At 74.1% G+C, this 16,506-nt stretch carries 15 protein-coding genes; 10 read left to right on the forward strand and 5 right to left on the reverse strand.

Annotated features, from left to right (window positions below):
• Window positions 1–166 precede the first annotated feature (166 nt).
• The 7 genes from IOD16_RS21110 to IOD16_RS21140 all read left to right on the forward strand — a co-directional run bounded on the left by IOD16_RS21110 (window position 167) and on the right by IOD16_RS21140 (window position 7,109).
• Window positions 167–442, forward strand: a complete 276-nt coding sequence (locus tag IOD16_RS21110) for an acyl carrier protein (RefSeq protein WP_201435813.1) — start codon at window positions 167–169, stop codon at window positions 440–442.
• Between the two features lie 3 nt (window positions 443–445).
• Window positions 446–1,522: an acyl-CoA dehydrogenase family protein gene (locus IOD16_RS21115; protein WP_201435814.1), complete on the forward strand. Its 1,077-nt coding sequence runs from the start codon at window positions 446–448 to the stop codon at window positions 1,520–1,522.
• Window positions 1,519–2,550 (forward strand): HAD-IIIC family phosphatase, encoded by a 1,032-nt coding sequence (locus IOD16_RS21120; RefSeq protein ID WP_201435815.1) that lies wholly within the window; start codon window positions 1,519–1,521, stop codon window positions 2,548–2,550. The genes IOD16_RS21115 and IOD16_RS21120 overlap by 4 nt, the downstream gene beginning before the upstream one ends.
• 82 nt (window positions 2,551–2,632) lie before the next feature.
• A complete protein-coding gene (locus IOD16_RS21125) occupies window positions 2,633–3,475 on the forward strand; it encodes a 3-hydroxyacyl-CoA dehydrogenase family protein (RefSeq protein WP_201441486.1) in 843 nt (280 codons plus the stop codon).
• Window positions 3,476–3,621: 146 nt separating this feature from the next.
• Complete coding sequence (locus IOD16_RS21130; protein ID WP_201435816.1) at window positions 3,622–4,578, forward strand: penicillin-insensitive murein endopeptidase; 957 nt, start codon at window positions 3,622–3,624, stop codon at window positions 4,576–4,578.
• Between the two features lie 104 nt (window positions 4,579–4,682).
• Window positions 4,683–5,996: a serine/threonine-protein kinase gene (locus IOD16_RS21135; protein ID WP_201435817.1), complete on the forward strand. Its 1,314-nt coding sequence runs from the start codon at window positions 4,683–4,685 to the stop codon at window positions 5,994–5,996.
• 69 nt (window positions 5,997–6,065) lie between these two features.
• A complete protein-coding gene (locus IOD16_RS21140; protein WP_201435818.1) occupies window positions 6,066–7,109 on the forward strand; it encodes a methyltransferase in 1,044 nt (347 codons plus the stop codon).
• 13 nt (window positions 7,110–7,122) lie between these two features.
• Here IOD16_RS21140 and ppk2 read toward each other — a convergent pair whose 3' ends face one another.
• Both ppk2 and IOD16_RS21150 read right to left on the reverse strand, forming a co-directional pair.
• Entirely contained in the window at window positions 7,123–8,103 is a 981-nt protein-coding gene (gene ppk2 / locus IOD16_RS21145; RefSeq protein WP_201441487.1) for a polyphosphate kinase 2, read from the reverse strand.
• A gap of 89 nt (window positions 8,104–8,192) precedes the next feature.
• Window positions 8,193–9,335 (reverse strand): trypsin-like serine peptidase, encoded by a 1,143-nt coding sequence (locus tag IOD16_RS21150; protein ID WP_201435819.1) that lies wholly within the window; start codon window positions 9,333–9,335, stop codon window positions 8,193–8,195.
• A gap of 540 nt (window positions 9,336–9,875) precedes the next feature.
• Here IOD16_RS21150 and IOD16_RS21155 point away from each other — a divergent pair.
• Window positions 9,876–10,901, forward strand: coding sequence for an ankyrin repeat domain-containing protein (locus IOD16_RS21155; protein ID WP_201435820.1), 1,026 nt, complete (start codon window positions 9,876–9,878; stop codon window positions 10,899–10,901).
• 6 nt (window positions 10,902–10,907) lie between these two features.
• Here the strand turns inward: IOD16_RS21155 and IOD16_RS21160 are convergent, their stop codons facing one another.
• On the reverse strand, window positions 10,908–11,900 hold the full coding sequence (locus IOD16_RS21160; protein WP_123747341.1) for a LacI family DNA-binding transcriptional regulator: 993 nt from the start codon (window positions 11,898–11,900) through the stop codon (window positions 10,908–10,910).
• A 101-nt stretch (window positions 11,901–12,001) separates the two neighbouring features.
• Here IOD16_RS21160 and IOD16_RS21165 point away from each other — a divergent pair, with 101 nt between their 5' ends.
• Window positions 12,002–13,918 (forward strand): discoidin domain-containing protein, encoded by a 1,917-nt coding sequence (locus IOD16_RS21165; protein WP_201435821.1) that lies wholly within the window; start codon window positions 12,002–12,004, stop codon window positions 13,916–13,918.
• Between the two features lie 68 nt (window positions 13,919–13,986).
• Window positions 13,987–15,438 carry a protein adenylyltransferase SelO gene (locus tag IOD16_RS21170; protein WP_201435822.1) on the forward strand — a complete coding sequence of 484 codons (1,452 nt, stop codon included), beginning with the start codon at window positions 13,987–13,989 and terminating at the stop codon, window positions 15,436–15,438.
• 22 nt (window positions 15,439–15,460) lie between these two features.
• Here IOD16_RS21170 and IOD16_RS41055 read toward each other — a convergent pair whose 3' ends face one another.
• Window positions 15,461–15,586: a hypothetical protein gene (locus IOD16_RS41055; protein ID WP_268957631.1), complete on the reverse strand. Its 126-nt coding sequence runs from the start codon at window positions 15,584–15,586 to the stop codon at window positions 15,461–15,463.
• A gap of 88 nt (window positions 15,587–15,674) precedes the next feature.
• A complete protein-coding gene (locus IOD16_RS21175) occupies window positions 15,675–16,460 on the reverse strand; it encodes a cyclase family protein (protein ID WP_236594258.1) in 786 nt (261 codons plus the stop codon).
• Between the last annotated feature and the right edge of the window lie 46 nt (window positions 16,461–16,506).

The raw sequence follows: 16,506 nt of genomic DNA on the forward strand, positions 1-16,506 counted from the left end.
CGGGCTGCCGACGTTTCCAGCGCCACCCGTGCGAGGACAACCGCCGATCGGCGGCATACCATTCGGGGAGCCGAAGCCGCCGGTCGCGCTGCGAATTACCGAACGTCGCTCCCCCACGCTTGCCGGAACGTGTTACGTTGCCTGGGACTTCACCGGAGGAGGTCACGTGGCCAGCGACTTCGGCACGGACGACGACCTCGGCACGCTCGTCGAGCAGGTCCGGTCGTTCTTCACCTCGACCCTGCCGGAAAGTGCCCTGGAACCCGATCAGGACTATTTCGCGCTCGGCTTGGTGAACTCGCTGCTCGCGTTGGAACTGGTGACCTACGTGGAAAAGCGCTTCGCCATCCGGGTGGACGTCGAAGACCTCGACCTGGACAACTTCCGGACCATGAACCGAATAGCCGCGTTCGTGCGCGGCAAGCTCGCCGGGGCGCGGTGAGCGGTGGACCACGGGGCGTTCGCCGAGTCCGTGCGCGCGGACGCGGGCGGCTGGGACCGGTCCGGCGGCGTGCCCGCCGAGGTCGTGCGGGCGGTGGCGGAGGCCGGGTTCCTGGCCGCCGACGTGCCCGTCCGGTACGGCGGTCGGGGCTGGTCGCCGACCGAGGTGGGCCGGCTGTGCGAGGACTTCGGCGGTGTGTGCAGCGCGCTGCGGGCGCTGGTCACCGTGCAGGGCATGGTGGCCGCGGCGGTGCTGCGCTGGGGTGACGCCGAGCAGCGCGACCGGTGGCTGCCCGCGTTGACCTCGGGCGGGGTGGTGGCCGGGTTCGCGGCGACGGAGGCCGGCGCGGGCAGCGACCTGGCGGCGGTGAGCACGTCCCTGGACGGCGGTCTGCTGCGCGGCCGCAAGCTGTGGGTGACGTTCGGCGCGGTGGCCGACGTGTTCCTGGTGCTGGCGTCGTCGGCCGGGCGGCCGGTGGCCGTGCTGGTGGAGGCCGGGCAGCCGGGCGTGTCGGTGGAGCCGGTGTCCGGGCAGCTGGGGCTGCGCGCGGCCCGCATCGCGCACGTGGGCTTCGACGGCGTGCCGGTGGCCGAGGTGCTGGCGCCGCCCGGGTTCGGCCTGTCGCACGTGGTCGGCACGGCGTTGGACCACGGGCGGTTCACCGTGGCCTGGGGCTGCGCGGGGATGGCGGCGGCCTGCCTGGAGCGCGCGGTCGAGCACGTCAAGACCAGGGTGCAGGGCGGCGTGCCGCTGTCCTCGCACCCGGCCGTGCGGGCGGTGCTCGGGCGGTGCCTGGTGGAGGTGCGGGCCGCGCGGCGGTTGTGCGCCCACGCCACGGCGTCGCGCGAGCGCGGCGACCCGGAGGCGTTGGCCGAGACGGTGCTGGCGAAGTACGGCGCGGCACGGGCGGCGTCGGTGGTGGCGGAGCACGCCGTGCGGCTGCACGGCGCGGCGGGGATCGCGCCGGACAGCGCGGTCGGCCGGTTCCACCGCGACGCGGCGGTCATGCGGGTCATCGAGGGCGCCGACGAGGTGGCCGAGCAGCACCTCGGCGGCTACGCGTTGCGAGGTGGGTCGTGACGGTGGTCAAGTGCCTGGTCTGGGACCTGGACGACACCTTGTGGGACGGCGTCGTGCTCGAAGGCGACCGTCCCGTGCCGCGCCCGGAGGCGGTGGCGGCGCTGAAGGCGTTGGACGAGCGGGGCATCCTGCACGCGGTGGCCAGCCGGGGTGACCACGCGGTGGCGCTGGCGCACCTCGCCGAGCACGGCCTCGACGGGATGTTCTGCGCGGTGGAGGTCGGCTGGGGCGCGAAGTCCGAGGCCGTGCGCCGGATCGCGGAGGACCTGAACATCGGGCTGGACACCGTCGCGTTCGCCGACAACGACGCCGTGGAACGGGCGGAGGTCGCTTCGGCGCTGCCGCAGGTGCGGTGCTACCCGGCCGAGCAGGTGGGGCGGTTGGCGTCGTTGCCGGAGTTCCAGCCGGGGACGGTGACGGCGGAGTCGCGGCGGCGGCGCGAGTCGTACCTGACCGAACGGCGGCGGGTGGAGGCGGAGTCGCGGTTCGGCGGTTCGGCGGTGGAGTTCCTGGCGTCGCTGGAGCTGGAGCTGACCGTGGCGCCCGCGACCGAGGCCGACCTGGACCGGGCGGGCGAGCTGACGGTGCGGACCCACCAGCTCAACACGACCGGGATCACGTTCGACGCGGCGGAGCTGCGGGCGCTGTGCGCGTCGGCGTCGCACGAGGTCCTGGTGGCGCGGTTGAGGGACCGGTTCGGCGACTACGGGACGATCGGGCTCGCGGTCGTGGCGCACGGGGGCGGGGACGCGGTGGTGGAGCTGCTGCTGATGTCGTGCCGGGTGATGTCGCGCGGGGTCGGGGCGGTGCTGCTGGGCGACATCGTGCGGGACGCCTTGGCGCGCGGGCGGCGTCCGGTGGCGCGGTTCCTGCGCACCCCGGTCAACCAGGTGATGCTGGTGACGCTCCGGTTCGCCGGTTTCGAGGTGGTGGAGCGGGACGGCGACCGGCTGCTCCTGGCCCGCACCTCCCCCACCCCGCCCCCGCCGCCCGCGCACGTGCGGTTGGTCGACGGCAGGCAGCGGTGACACCCGCCGCGCCGGCCCGGACCGCTTGCCGGAGGCCGACCGTGACCGCCGGCCCGACCCGATCACCCCGCAGGAGGCGTTCGTGAAGGTCGGCGTGGTCGGCGCGGGGGTCATGGGCACCGGCGTGGCGCAGTGCTTCGCCGCGGCCGGGCACGAGGTGGTCGTGGTCGACCCCGACCCGGCGGCGCTGGCCGGCGGACCCGACCGGGTCCGGCGGGGGCTCCGGTTGCAGGCGTTGCTGGGATCCGCGCCCGCCGACCCGGACCTCGTGCCCGACCGGCTGAGCTGGACGGCCGACCTCGGCGACGTGGCCGGGTGCGGGTTCGTCGTGGAGTGCGGCCCGGAGCGGATCCCGGTGAAGGAAGGGCTGTTCGCGGCCCTGGACGGCCTCTGCGCGCCGGACACCGTGCTGGCGTCGTGCACCTCGGCGATCCCGGTCGGCGTGCTGGCCGCCGCGACCACCCGGCCGGACCGCGTGCTGGCCACCCACTTCATGAACCCCGCGCCGTTGAAGGACACCGTGGAGGTGGTGCGCGGCCCGGGGACGTCCGACGCGACGATGGCCCGCACGGCGGACGTGCTGTCGTCGCTGGGCAAGAAGGCGATCGTGGTGTCGGACGCGCCCGGCTTCGTGACCAACCGGGTGCTGATGCTGACCATCAACGAGGCGGTGAAGGTCGTGGCGGAGGGCACCGCGCCCGCGGCGACCGTCGACCAGGTCTTCGAGTCCTGCTTCGGCCACCCGATGGGCCCGCTGCGGACCGCCGACCTGATCGGCCTGGACACCATCCGGGACACCCTGCTGGTGCTGCGCGACCTGCTGGCCGACCCGGCCTACACCCCGAGCCCGCTGCTCGTGGAACTGGTCGCGGCCGGCCGGTTGGGCAGGAAGTCGGGCCGGGGCTTCCACGACTGGCGGCTCTGAACCCTGCCCGCAGGCGGCCGGCGCTCGTCCGGCACCACGGCCGTTCGCGTGCGATTTTCGCGATCCGCCGCCGGTTGGTTGACTCTTCACCACCGGGCGCGGTTGTCTGGCAGCGATCGACCACCCACCCCCGCGAGGAGTCCCGGATGAGCCGTGCACCGGCGGTCTTGGTCGCCGTCGTCCTCTGCGCCCTGGCCACGACGCCCGCACACGCCTACGCCCAAGCCTTCTTCCCCACCCAGGACACCGGCAACCGCGGCGTGGACGTGCTGGCCGCGCAGCACCTGCTGCACCACCACGGCCGCCAGGTGACCGCCGACGGGATCTTCGGCCCCGCGACCGACGCGGCCGTGCGCGACTTCCAGCGCGCCAAGGGGTTGACCGCGGACGGCGTCGTCGGCCCCGACACCTGGGCGCAGCTCGCGGTCACCCTCCGGGAGGGCGCCACCGGTCCGGCCGTCCGCGCCCTCCAGGTCCAGCTCAACGCGAAGCGACGCACGTCCGCCGCCGTGACCGGGACGTTCGACGCCGTCACCCGAGGGGCCGTGGTCGCGTTCCAGCAGCACGCGGGCATCGGCGCCGACGGCGTCGTGGGCCCGACCACGTGGCGCAACCTGCTGTGGCACCACGTCCACCCCGACCTCGCGGCCGGCCTGTGCGACCAGGACCCGGACGGCAACGGCGGCGCCAACTGGGGCACCGGCGCCGCGATCGGCCAGCTGGAAGCCGCCGCCCGGACGTTCGCCGCCACCGGCCAGGGCCGGATCCCCCTGGGCGACGTCGGGTTCGAGCACGGCGGCGACATCCCGGGCCACGCCAGTCACGAGCTGGGCCTCGACGCGGACCTCTGGCCGATCCGCACCGACGACGCGCAGTGCACGGCCGGGCGCATCACGTGGCAGTCCGCCACCTACGACCGCGACGCGACCCGCCGGCTGGTGCAGGCCGTCCGCGCCGCCGCGCCCGGCCACGTGGCGCTCGTGTTCTTCAACGACCCCGTGCTGATCGGCGAAGGCCTCACCACCGAGTACCCGAACCACGACAACCACCTGCACGTGCGCTATTGCGAGAACGCGCACCCGAACAGCGCCTACGACTGCTGACCCGAGGCGGGCTCACCTGTTTGCCGCCGGCGTGATCAGGGCATTCGGAAGTGTCCTGCTCCCACGACCGGAGGTACGAGGTGTCACCCTCGGCAGGAGAGAACGTGCTGGCCGACCGCTACCGGCTGATCGAGCCCATCGGGATCGGCGGCATGGCAGAAGTGCACCGGGCGTGGGACACAGTGCTGCGCCGGCACGTCGCGGTCAAGCTGGTGCAGCCCGGTTTCGATCCCGAGGCCGCCCGGCGGTTCGACAACGAGGTCCACGTCCTGGCCGGGCTCACCCACCCCGCGCTGGTGTCGGTCTACGACGCCGACACCACCGCGACGCCGCCGTTCGTGGTGCTCCGGCTGGTCGAAGGCCGGACCTTGCACGACCGGCTGCTCCTCGGCCCGCTGCCGCCGGACGAGGTGCGCCGACTCGGCGCCCGGCTGGCCGACGCGTTGGCGCACGTGCACGCCCACAACCTGGTGCACCGCGACGTGAAGCCGGCGAACATCCTGCTCGACCACCAGGACGACGCCTACCTCGCGGACTTCGGCCTGGCCCACCTGACCGGCGCCACCCGGCTGACCCGCACCGACCAGCTGGTCGGCACCGCCGGCTACCTCGCGCCCGAACAGGTGCTCGGCCAGGACGTCGACCACCCGGCCGACGTCTACGCCCTGGGCCTGGTGCTGCTGGAGTGCCTGACCGGGCGGCGCGAGTACGAGGGCGGTGACGTGGAGGCGGCGGTCGCCCGGCTGCACCGCCCGCCCGTGATCCCCGACGACCTGCCCGCCGACGTCCGGGACCTGGTGGCGAGGATGACGTCCGCCGCACCGGAGGACCGGCCCACCGCGCACGACTGCGCGCGGATCCTGACGGCCGCCGTCGCACCGCTGCCCGGCGCCGTCGCACCGCTGCCCGCCGCCGTGGCCGAGGCGGACACCCAGGAGCTCCCGCGCACGCCGGGCCGCCCGTCGTGGCAGGTGCTCGTGGCCTCGGCGAGCGCGCTGGTCGGCGCGTTCGCGATCACCATGGCCGTGATCCCGGACGACTCGCCGGCGACCTCCCCCTCGCCCGCGTCCACGACGCAGCAGGCGTCACCCGGCACGACGGGGTCGACGGACGCGCCGCGGGACCAGGCGGAGCCCCGGTTCATCGTGACGCCGCAGACCACCGGCACGGGTGCGGCGGCGACCGCCCAGCAGCAGGCCACGACGCGGGCCGAGGCCCCGGCGGCCGCGGAGGTGGAGGCGGCGGACCCCGCGGCCGGACCGGACGGCGACACCACCGCGCCCATCGTGCCCACCACCACGGTCCAGCCGACCACGGCGCCCGCGACGACCACGTCCGCGGCCCCCGAGCCCAGCCCGGAGCCCGCGCCGTCGGTCCAGCCGACCGAGAACACCGAGAACCCCGAGGACGAGGGCTGACGCGCGGTCGGCGACCTCCTGGCGAACGACCACTGGTCATGACTCTCGGTCATCGCTAGTGTGCGGACCGTGTCGACTGTGGAGAACTCGCCCGGACCGGCCGGACGGCCGGCGGAGACCGATCCCCGCTTCGCCCTGATGGACCACGCGATGGGCTACCTGTTCTCGGCCGCCCTGCGCGCGGTCGCGGCGTTGAGCGTGGCCGACCACCTGGGCGCGGGACCGCGCCCGGTCGCCGAGCTGGCCGAGGCGGTCGGCGCCGACCCGCTCAACCTGCACCGGGCGTTGCGGCTGCTGGCCACGCGCGGGATCTTCACCGAGGACGCCCCGGGCCGGTTCGCGCTCACCCCCGCCGCCGAGCTGCTGCGCGGCGACGTGCCCGGGTCGTACCGCGCGGCGGTCCTGATGCTCACCGACCGGACGTTCTGGCGGCCGGCGGGCGAGCTGGAGGAGACCATGCGCACCGGGACCTCGCCGTTCGACCGGCTGTTCGGGATGCCGTTCTTCGACCACTTCGCCCGCGACGCCGAGACCGCGGCGGTCTTCCACGTCGGCATGGCGGCGATGTCGGACCCGGAGAACCCCCTGGTCGCGCGGGCCTGCGAGTTCCCGCCGGCGAGCACGGTGGTCGACCTGGGCGGCGGACACGGCGGCCTGCTGCTGGCCGTGCTGCGCGAGCACCCGGGCGTGCGCGGCGTGCTCTTCGAGCAGCCGCACGTGCTGCGGGAGCACCGGCTCGGCGAGCTCGGCGCGGACGACCGCTGGGACCTGGTCGCCGGCGACTTCTTCGCCGAGGCGCCGCCCGGCGACTTCTACCTGATCAAGCGGATCCTGCACGACTGGGACGACGAGCAGTCCGCGCGCATCCTGCGCCACTGCCGCGAGGCCGTCTCCGAGCACGGTCGCGTGCTGGTTGTCGACGCCGTGATCCCGCCCGGCAACGACCCCGACCCGGGCAAGGTCATCGACCTGCTCATGATGAGCTCGCTGCCCGGGCGGGAACGCACCCGCGCCGATTTCGACGCGCTGTTCGCCGAGGCGGGCCTGCGCGTGACCAGGGTGCTCCCGACCGGCACCCGGCTGTCGATCGTCGAGGGCGCGCCCGCCACGTGACCGCGGTCCGCGGTCAGGGGTGCACGCCCGGCCCGGGGTCGGTGTCACTCGCGTCCACGTCGTGGGCGTTCGCGAGCGGCGTCGGGCTGAGCGCGGTCTCGTCCTCCCCCTCCTCCAGCAGCGTGGCCGCCGGGCCGACCACCCGCGGGTCCGGCTCGCCGACCACCTCGGGGTCCTTCTCGGCGTAGTCGACGCGGGCCAGCACGCTGCGCATGGCCTCGACCCGGGCCCGCTTCTTGTCGTTGCTCTTCACCACGGTCCACGGCGCGGCGTGGGTGTCGGTGGCCCGGAACATCGCCACCTTCGCCTCGGTGTAGGCGTCCCACCGGTCGAGCGACTTGATGTCGTTCGGGCTCAGCTTCCACTGCCGCACCGGGTCGACCTGCCGGATCAGGAACCGCGTCCGCTGCTCCGCGCGCGACACCGAGAACCAGAGCTTGACCAGCATGATGCCGTCGTCCACCAACATCCGCTCGAACGTGGGCGCCTGCCGCATGAAGCGCTCGTACTGCTCGTCGGTGCAGTAGCCCATGACCCGCTCGACACCGGCGCGGTTGTACCAGGACCGGTCGAACAGCACGATCTCGCCGGCGGTCGGCAGGTGGTCGACGTACCGCTGGAAGTACCACTCGCCCTGCTCGCGCTCGGTCGGCTTGCCCAGCGCCACCACCCGCGCCCCGCGCGGGTTGAGGTGCTCGGTGAACCGCTTGATGGTGCCGCCCTTGCCCGCCGCGTCACGCCCCTCGAACACGACGACCATGCGCCCACCGGTGTCCTTGATCCAGTACTGCAGCTTCAGCAGCTCGATCTGGAGCAACCGCTTGGACAGCTCGTACTCCTCGCGGGTCAACCGCGTCGGGTACGGGTAGTTCTCCCGCCAGGTGTCGATCTCCGTGCCGTCGGGGTGCCGCAGCACCGGGTCGTCCCCGTCGTCGTAGTCCACCACGAGGTCTTCCACGCGCAGGCCGGGGAACAAGTCACCGAAGTCGAGCAGGCTGTCCACGGGATCGACGTACCCGGCCGGGGTTCGGCCAAACCTGCCGGTCACGCGAGTCGCGCCCGGGAGCGCGACCCGCGTGGGGGTCAGAGCAGCGCGCCGATCTGGGCGGCCACCAGGTCGATGCGGACGCCCTGGTTCGGGCAGCCGCCGTAGTGGTGCAGGCCGATCACCTTGTGCGTGCTCCGGGACAGCACCGGCGAACCGGACGAGCCGCCCTCGGTGTCGCACCGGTAGGCGATGTCGGACTGCGACGAGCTGCCGTTCACCCGGACAGCGGACACGGCGCAGTAGCCGCCGCCGTTCTGGTCGTCGCGCAGGGAGAGCTTCTTGAGCTTGCCCGCCGGGTGGCCGACGATGTACATCTCCTCGCCGACCGCGGGCACCCGCGCGTCCAGCTCCAGGTAGCCGAACGAGGCCAGCGACGCGAAGTTCGTGACGCTGAACAGGGTGTAGTCCAGCGCCGCGCTGGTCTTGAGCACCGAGGACACCAGCACCTTGGTGACCGTCGCGGTGGCGGTGCCGCCGCAGGTGGGGCACTGGTAGTTGAACCACACCTCGATGCCGGCGCCGCTGGTGAAGCAGTGGTTGTTGGTCAGCATCCGGTTGTCCGCGCCGACCCGCCAGGCCGTGCACAGCGAGCCGCCGTTGCGCAGCAGCTTCGCCACCGCCTTGGTCTTGCCGAACTCGGTGGGGTTGCTCGACTGGTAGCAGACGGCGTCGCGGTAGTCGTTCGTGCCGCACACGCTCTTCGGCGCCAGTTCCGCCGCCGCGGCCATCTCCGCGTCGGTGTACCCGCGGGTGATCTTGTCGAGCTTCACCCGGCTGGCCGGGTGCGCCGGGCCGCCGTCCCGGCCGCGCAGGCCGACCACGGCCTGGTCGCCGGTGACCGACATGGCCCAGAAGCCCGTGCCGTCCACGGTCGCGGTGCCCGACGCGGTGACGTCGGCGGTGTAGCGGTAGGTCTCGCCGCCCGCCGGGTCGGACACCGTGAGCACGTCGCCCGCGACCAGGCGCAGGCCGGTGAAGTGCGTCTTCAAGTACCAGGAGCCCGGTCGTCGGAGGGTCGTGGTCTGGTGCCGGCCGTCCAGGACGGTCGAGACGACCTCGTCCTGGCCGACCTGCTGGACCTGTTCGACGAGGTCCGGCGCCGGCGCCGCGGTCGCGGTGCCGCTTGACAGCGGTACCGCGAGGAGGGCGGCAGCGAGGAGTTGCAGGGTTCTCCGCACTGGTTCACCTCACATCTGGAGCAGGGATGGGTGACCACCCCGATGCTGCTCCTCCGGACGTGGGGTGTCAGCCCGCCGAACGTCGGGTAGCGGTTGTCAGTCCACAAAGGACGAAGAGGCCGGCCGGCCGCGAACCCGCCCGGTCGACCGTCCTCTGTGGACTGTCCAGTGGCCTGGAAGAACTGCGCGTGCCCGAGCCGCCGGCTCAGCCCGGCGACCCGGTCCGGGAAACCCCGGGCTGGGCGCGTCGGGCAGGCGGCGGCCCCGCACCAGCACCCGGGGACCGATCGGGGGCGCGACGAACACCGCGCCGTCGTAGGCCGGCTCGACGCCGTGCGCCCACGTCACCCGCTTGCGCCGGATCAACCCGAGCACGTCGGCCGCGGTCGCCGCGTCCGGCGCGGTGACGGCGGCCGCACCTGTGGCCGAACGGGACTGCCGGCCCTTGATCGTCGGCGCCACCGTGCCCGACGCACGTGCGTGACCGGCCGGCGCCGTCCCGCCCACCAGTACGCTCGACCCGGCGCCGAAGGAGATGTCATGCCCGAGCTTCCCGCGCGACCGGATCTCGACCACCTGCGGCACCAGGCCCGGGACCTGCTGCGGGCCGCCCGCCGGGACGACGCCGCCGCGCTCGCCCGCGTCCGGGCGGTGTCCGACCGGGTCGTCCTCGCCTCCGCGCAGCTCGCGGTCGCGCGGGAGCACGGGTTCCCGAGCTGGGCCAGGCTCAAGCTGGAGGTCGAGCGCCGCGACGTCCTCAACCGGCGGGACCCGACCCGGTTGGCCGAGCTGCTGGTCCGCCACCCCGAGGCGGCCACGACCCGGATGGAGAACTGGGCGGACCACCGCAAGGGCGCCGACGTGCTCGGCTACCTGGCCATGCTGCGGCTCGACCGCCGACGCCTCGGCCTGCCCCGCGACCTGCCCGGTTCGGACGCGGCGGCCAGGGCGCTGATCGACGCGGGCGCACCGGTGGACGGGCACCCCGGCGACCAGGAGACCCCGCTGATCACCGCCGCCAGTTGTGGCGACGTCGGCGTCGCCGAGGTGCTGATCGCGGCCGGCGCCGACCTGGACGCGACCGCCGCGCCGGACTCGGGCGGCGTGCCCGGCGGCACGGCGGTGGAGCACGCGGCGGTGTTCGGGATGACCGAGGTCCTCGACCTGCTGGTGGCCGCCGGCGCCCGGGTCGACAGCCCGGAGATGGCCGCCGCCGGCGACCTGTCCGCCTGGCCGCCGGAACGGCTCGGCCCGCAGTGCCGGCTGCGGTCGCTGGTGTTCGCCGCCGACCACCAGCGGCTGGAGGTCGTCGACCGGCTCGTCGCCGCGGGCACGCCCGTCAACGAGGCCGACGCCGACTGGCAGCGGCTGCCGCTGCACGTCGCCGCGGCCAACGGCAAGCCCGCCGGCGTCCGCCGGCTGCTGGCGCACGGGGCCGACCCGACCCTGCGCGACCCCCGGCACCTCCGCACGCCGCTGGAGTGGTGCGAGCGTTCGGGCGACGGCGGCCCTGGGCACGCCGAAGTGGCCGCCGTCTTGCTGGAACAAATGGAACAAAGGCTGTAACGAGAGCTACCGAGCGGGCGCCGGTCCGGTCGAGTCGCGCACGACCAGCGTCGTCGACAGCTCCAGGTGCAGCGCTTCGGGCCGGTGGCCGTCGAGGACGCGCACGAGCTGGCTGACCGCGATGCGGCCCATCTCCTGCAGGGGCTGCCGGACCGTGGTCAACGCCGGCCGGGTCGCGCGGCTGAGGTCGATGTCGTCGAACCCCGCGACGGACAGGTCCTCGGGCACCCGCAGCCCCCGGTCGTGCGCGGCGCGCAACGCGCCGACCGCGAGCTTGTCGTTGAAGCAGACGATCGCGGTCGGCCGGCGCGGCTCGTCCAGCAGGTCGGCGGCGGCGCGCAACCCCTCGGCCGCGGTCGGCTCCACGTGGTGCACCCGGTGGCGGGCGGGCAGCACGCCGGCCTGCGCCAACGCGGCGTGGTGGCCCGCCGTGCGCGCGTCGCCCGCCAGCCACTCCCGGGGTCCGGCGATGACGCCGATGTCGCGGTGGCCCAGGTCGACCAGGTGCGCGGTGAGCGCGCGTGCGCCCGCGAGGTGGGCGGCCGACACCGAGGCGATGTCCGGCGGCGGCGCGGTGCGCGGGTCGACCACGACGAACGGGAGGCCGCGGCGGGCCAGCGCGACGAGCTGGTCGCCGTCCTCCGGCGGCAGGATCAGGATCGCGGCGTCGACGTCGGGCTCGTCGGCGAGCGCGCCCAGCACGTCGGAGCTCCGGGCCGACACGCCCGCGTCGAGGACCATCCGGGCGCCGTGCAGCCGCAACGTCTCGGCGATCGAGGAGACGATCAGGCCGAAGTAGTCCGTCAGCACGTAGGGGCACCGGACGTGCACGGTGCGGCGACCCCCTGGCGCGTCGGCCCGGCTGCGCGCCATCGCCCGGAGCACCAGCTCACGCGTGCGCGGCGCCACGCTCACGTGGTCGTTGAGCACCCGGGAGACGGTGGCGATCGAGACACCCGCCTCCGCGGCGATGTCGCGCACCCTCGCACGCCTGTTCACCTCGGCAGCTTAACCGCGGCTTGCACCTTGACTTGCCTGACGCGTCACGTGTTCCATCACGAAACACATTTCAGCGGTTGTTACATTGCCCGAGGAGCGCGATGAAGAGATCCCGGACGATCGCCCTGACCGCCGTCGCGGCGCTCGCGGTCGGCCTGACCGGCGCCGCGCAGGCGGCGGACCGCGACATTCCCTCGGCCCGGGTGTGGGTCACGACGGTGGACCGGAGCGAGCTGCTCGCCGAACGGCCGTCCGTGGCGTTCCGGAGCGGCGCGTCACCGCACCAGACCATCGTGGTCGACCCCGACGTGACCTACCAGGAGGTCGACGGCTTCGGCGCGTCGATCACCGACTCGTCGGCCGACGTGCTGCACCGCCTCGACCCGGCGACGCGCGAGGAGACGATGCGCAAGCTGTTCGACCCGGTGCGCGGCATCGGCGTGAGCTTCCTGCGCCAGCCGATCGGCTCCTCGGACTTCACCGCCGAGGCCGAGCACTACACCTACGACGACGTCCCGGCCGGTCGGACCGACTTCGAGCTGCGCCACTTCGGCATCGCCCACGACCAGGCCGAGATCCTGCCCCTGCTGCGCCGGGCCAAGCAGCTCAACCCGGCGCTGAAGGTCATGGGCACGCCGTGGAGCCCGCCGGCGTGGATGAAGACCACGGAATCACTGGTCGGCGGCCGGTTGAAGGACGACCCCGCGATCTACCAGGCCTACGCGCGCTACCTGGTGAAGTTCGTCCAGGCGTACACCGCCTCCGGGGTGCCGGTCGACTTCCTGTCGTTGCAGAACGAGCCGCAGAACCGGACGCCCGACGCCTACCCCGGCACGGACATGCCGGTGGCGCAGCAGATCAAGGTGATCGAGGCGCTGGGTCCGCTGCTGCGCAAGGCGAGCCCGCGCACGAAGATCCTCGCCTACGACCACAACTGGAGCACCCACCCTGACGACGTCGCCGCCACCCCGCCCGGCGAGGACCCGGAGACCGACTACCCGTCCCGGATCCTGCGGAGCCCGGCCGCGCGCTGGGTCGCGGGCACCGCGTACCACTGCTACTCGGGCGACCCGGCGGCGCAGACCGCGTTGCGCGACGCGTTCCCGGACAAGGGCGTCTGGTTCACCGAGTGCTCCGGCTCGCACGGCCCGGCCGACCCTCCCGGGCAGGTCTTCCGCGACACGCTCACGTGGCACGCCCGCAACGTCGTCATCGGCACGACCCGCAACTGGGCGAAGTCGGCGGTGAACTGGAACATCGCGCTGGACAGCGCGGGAGGTCCGCACAACGGCGGCTGCGCCACGTGCACCGGCCTCGTCACGGCCCACCCGGACGGGACCGTGTCCACTGACGCCGAGTACTACACGATCGGCCACCTGGCGAAGTTCGTGAAGCCGGGCGCGACGCGCGTCGCCAGCACGTCGTTCGGCACGACCGGCTGGAACGGCCAGGTCATGGACGTCGCGTTCCGCAACCCGGACGGTTCCGCGGCGCTGGTGGTGCACAACCAGAACGACGACCCGCGCACGTTCGCGGTCGCCGTCGGCGAGCGGACCTTCGAGTACACCCTGCCCGGCGGCGCCCTGGCCACGTTCACCTGGCCGCGCCACAGGGCGTTGCGGGACGGGCTCGATCCGGTCTCCCTGGCCGGCACCGTCGCCACCACCTCGCCGATCGGCGAGAACGCGGCCGCCGCCGTGGACGGCGACGCGTCCACCCGGTGGAGCAGCGGCCGGGCGCAGGAACCCGGTCAGCGGCTCCAGGTCGACCTCGGCCGGGAGACGACGTTCCGGCGGGTGGTCGTCGACAGCGGCGGCAACCTCGGCGACTACGCCCGCGGCTGGCGGTTGTCGGCCAGCCACGACGGCGTCGACTGGCGGACCCTGGCCGCCGGAGCGGGCGCGGGCCAGGCGACCACCGTCGACCTGCCGCGCACGCGGGCCCGCTACCTGCGCGTCAGCACCACGGCGTCGGCGGGCGCCTGGTGGAGCGTCGCCGACCTCCGCCTGTACCGCTGAGCCGCCGCCCGGTCGGGGTCGCGCGACCCCGACCGGGCCGGGGCCCCGGACGACGTACCGTGGATCAGGTGAGCACCGCACCGGCAACCGTCACCCTGGGCGACCACTTCGCCCGCACGCTCCCGGAGCTGGCCCTGGCGTGGCGGGCCGAGCCCGCTCCCGCGCCGAACCTGCTCGTGCTCAACGAACGGCTGGCCGCCGAGCTCGGCCTGGACGCCGCCTGGCTGCGCGGCCCGGAGGGCCTGCGACTGCTCGTCGGCGAGCAGGTCCCCGAGGGCGTCACGCCGGTCGCGCAGGCCTACGCCGGGCACCAGTTCGGGCACTACGCGCCGCGGCTCGGCGACGGCCGCGCCCTGCTGCTCGGCGAACTACCCCACGCCGACGGCCGTCCCCGCGACCTGCACCTCAAGGGCTCCGGGCGCACCCCGTTCGCCCGTGGCGGCGACGGCTTGGCGGCGGTCGGCCCGATGCTGCGCGAGTACGTCGTCAGCGAGGCGATGCACGCCCTCGGCATCCCGACGACCCGTTCGCTGGCCGTGGTGGCGACCGGGCGGCCGGTGCGCCGCGAGGCCGTGCTCCCGGGAGCCGTGCTCGCCCGCGTGGCGAGCAGCCACCTGCGCGTCGGCAGCTTCCAGTACGCCCGCGCCACCGGGGACGTCGACCTGCTGCGCCAGCTGGCCGACCACGCCATCGGCCGCCACCACCCGGAGGCGGCCGAGGCCGCGAACCGCCACCTCGCGCTGTTCGAGGCGGTGGTCGCGGCGCAGGCGTCGCTGGTGGCGCGGTGGATGCTCGTCGGCTTCGTGCACGGGGTCATGAACACCGACAACATGACGATCTCCGGCGAGACCATCGACTACGGGCCCTGCGCGTTCATGGACGCGTTCGACCCGGCCACCGCCTACAGCTCCATCGACCACGCCGGGCGCTACGCCTACGGCAACCAGCCGCGCGTGGCCGAGTGGAACCTGGCCCGGCTCGCCGAGGCCCTGCTGCCGCTGTTCGCCGACGACGAGGAGCGGGCCGTCGCGGCGGCGGTCGAGGCGCTGGGCACGTTCCGCGCGCGGTACGACGACGCGTGGTCGACCGGCATGGCCGCGAAGCTCGGCCTCGACCACCCCGCGCCCGCGCCGCTGGTGGACGACCTGCTCGCGCTGCTCCGGGACAACCGCGTCGACCACACCTCGTTCCACCGCCGTCTGGGCGCGGCGGCCGACGGCGACACCGAGCCCGCGCGCGAGCTGTTCCTCGACCTGGCCGGGATCGACGCCTGGCTGGTCCGCTGGCGCGCCCTCGGACCGGACGCCGCCGCCATGCGCCGGGTCAACCCCGCCTACGTCCCCCGCAACCACTTGGTGGAGGAGGCGCTCACCGCCGCGACCGAAGGCGACCCCGCCCCGCTGGAACGGCTCCTCGACGCGGTGACGGCGCCCTACGACGAGCGGCCCGGGCTGGACCGCTACGCCGAACCGGCGCCGGAGCGGTTCGCCGCCGCCTACCAGACGTTCTGCGGGACCTGAGCCCCCGCCGCGCCGGTTCCCGTCACCGGCGGGCGGCAGGTCGGACGAGGTCGTCGTGCGGCCCGACGAGCCGGCCGAAGTCGGTGACCAGCAGCCCGGCGTGCTCGGCCGGCGCGAGGGACTCCGAGTGCCGCGGCCGGTCGACCACGCGCAGGTCCGTCCAGGACGCCGGGCACGCCGGCCGGCTCCGCCTGACGCCCGAGGACCACCCCGGCGGGTGACGACGAGCCGTCCGGTCAGCGCTTGGGCACGAAGGCGTAGACGCTGGCGGGCGAACCGGAGCCGCGGCGGTTGACCGTGCCGCCGACCAGGACGTGCGCGCCCTGCTCGGGCAGCGAGGCCAGGTTCGCCAGGATCTCCAGGCTGATCCGGTGCTCGCGGTAGAGCAGCTTCGACACCCGGTACTCGGCGTCGAGCGCGGACTCCGGGCTGAACGTGTCCGTGCCCAGCGCGCCGCGCCGGCCGAGGCGACCGGTGTCGACGAGCCACTGCACGGCCGCCAGCGAGAACCCCGGCTGGTGCATGACGCCGTCGGCGTCGAAGTTGAAGAACGCCGGGGTGCCCCAGCGCTCCTCCCACCCGGTCCACAGCACGACCGCGGCCTCGTTCGGGATGCGGCCGTGCCGCTTCTCCCACCGCTGCAGGTCGGCGACGCTCACCTCGTAGTCGGCGTCCCGCGCGGCCCGTTCCCGCACGTCGATCTTGACGGCGGGCAGGAACAGGTCCTCGGCGTCGAGCTCGTCGGCGTGCGGCTGGTCGTCGTTGAAGTGCGCGGGCGCGCCCCAGTGGGTGCCGGTGTGCTCGCCCTGCCGCGCGTACTGGAGGTAGTACCCGTGCTCCGGCACCGTGGTCACGGTGGTGAGGGTGAACTCCGGGTCGCCCGGGTAGACGTTGGTCCGGTCCGGGTCGTTGACGTGGGCCAGGTTCACCAGCCGGTAGTCGGCCAGGCCGAGCCGGCCGGAACGACCCGAAGCGCCCGCCGAACCACCGCCCGCGAACATGCCGCCCACCGCTGTCGCCACACCCGCGAGCATCGAGCGTCTCCGCACCGCTTACCACTCCTCTGCC

Source organism: Saccharothrix sp. 6-C (genome assembly GCF_016695385.1).
Taxonomy (GTDB): Bacteria; Actinomycetota; Actinomycetes; order Mycobacteriales; family Pseudonocardiaceae; genus Actinosynnema; species Actinosynnema texasense.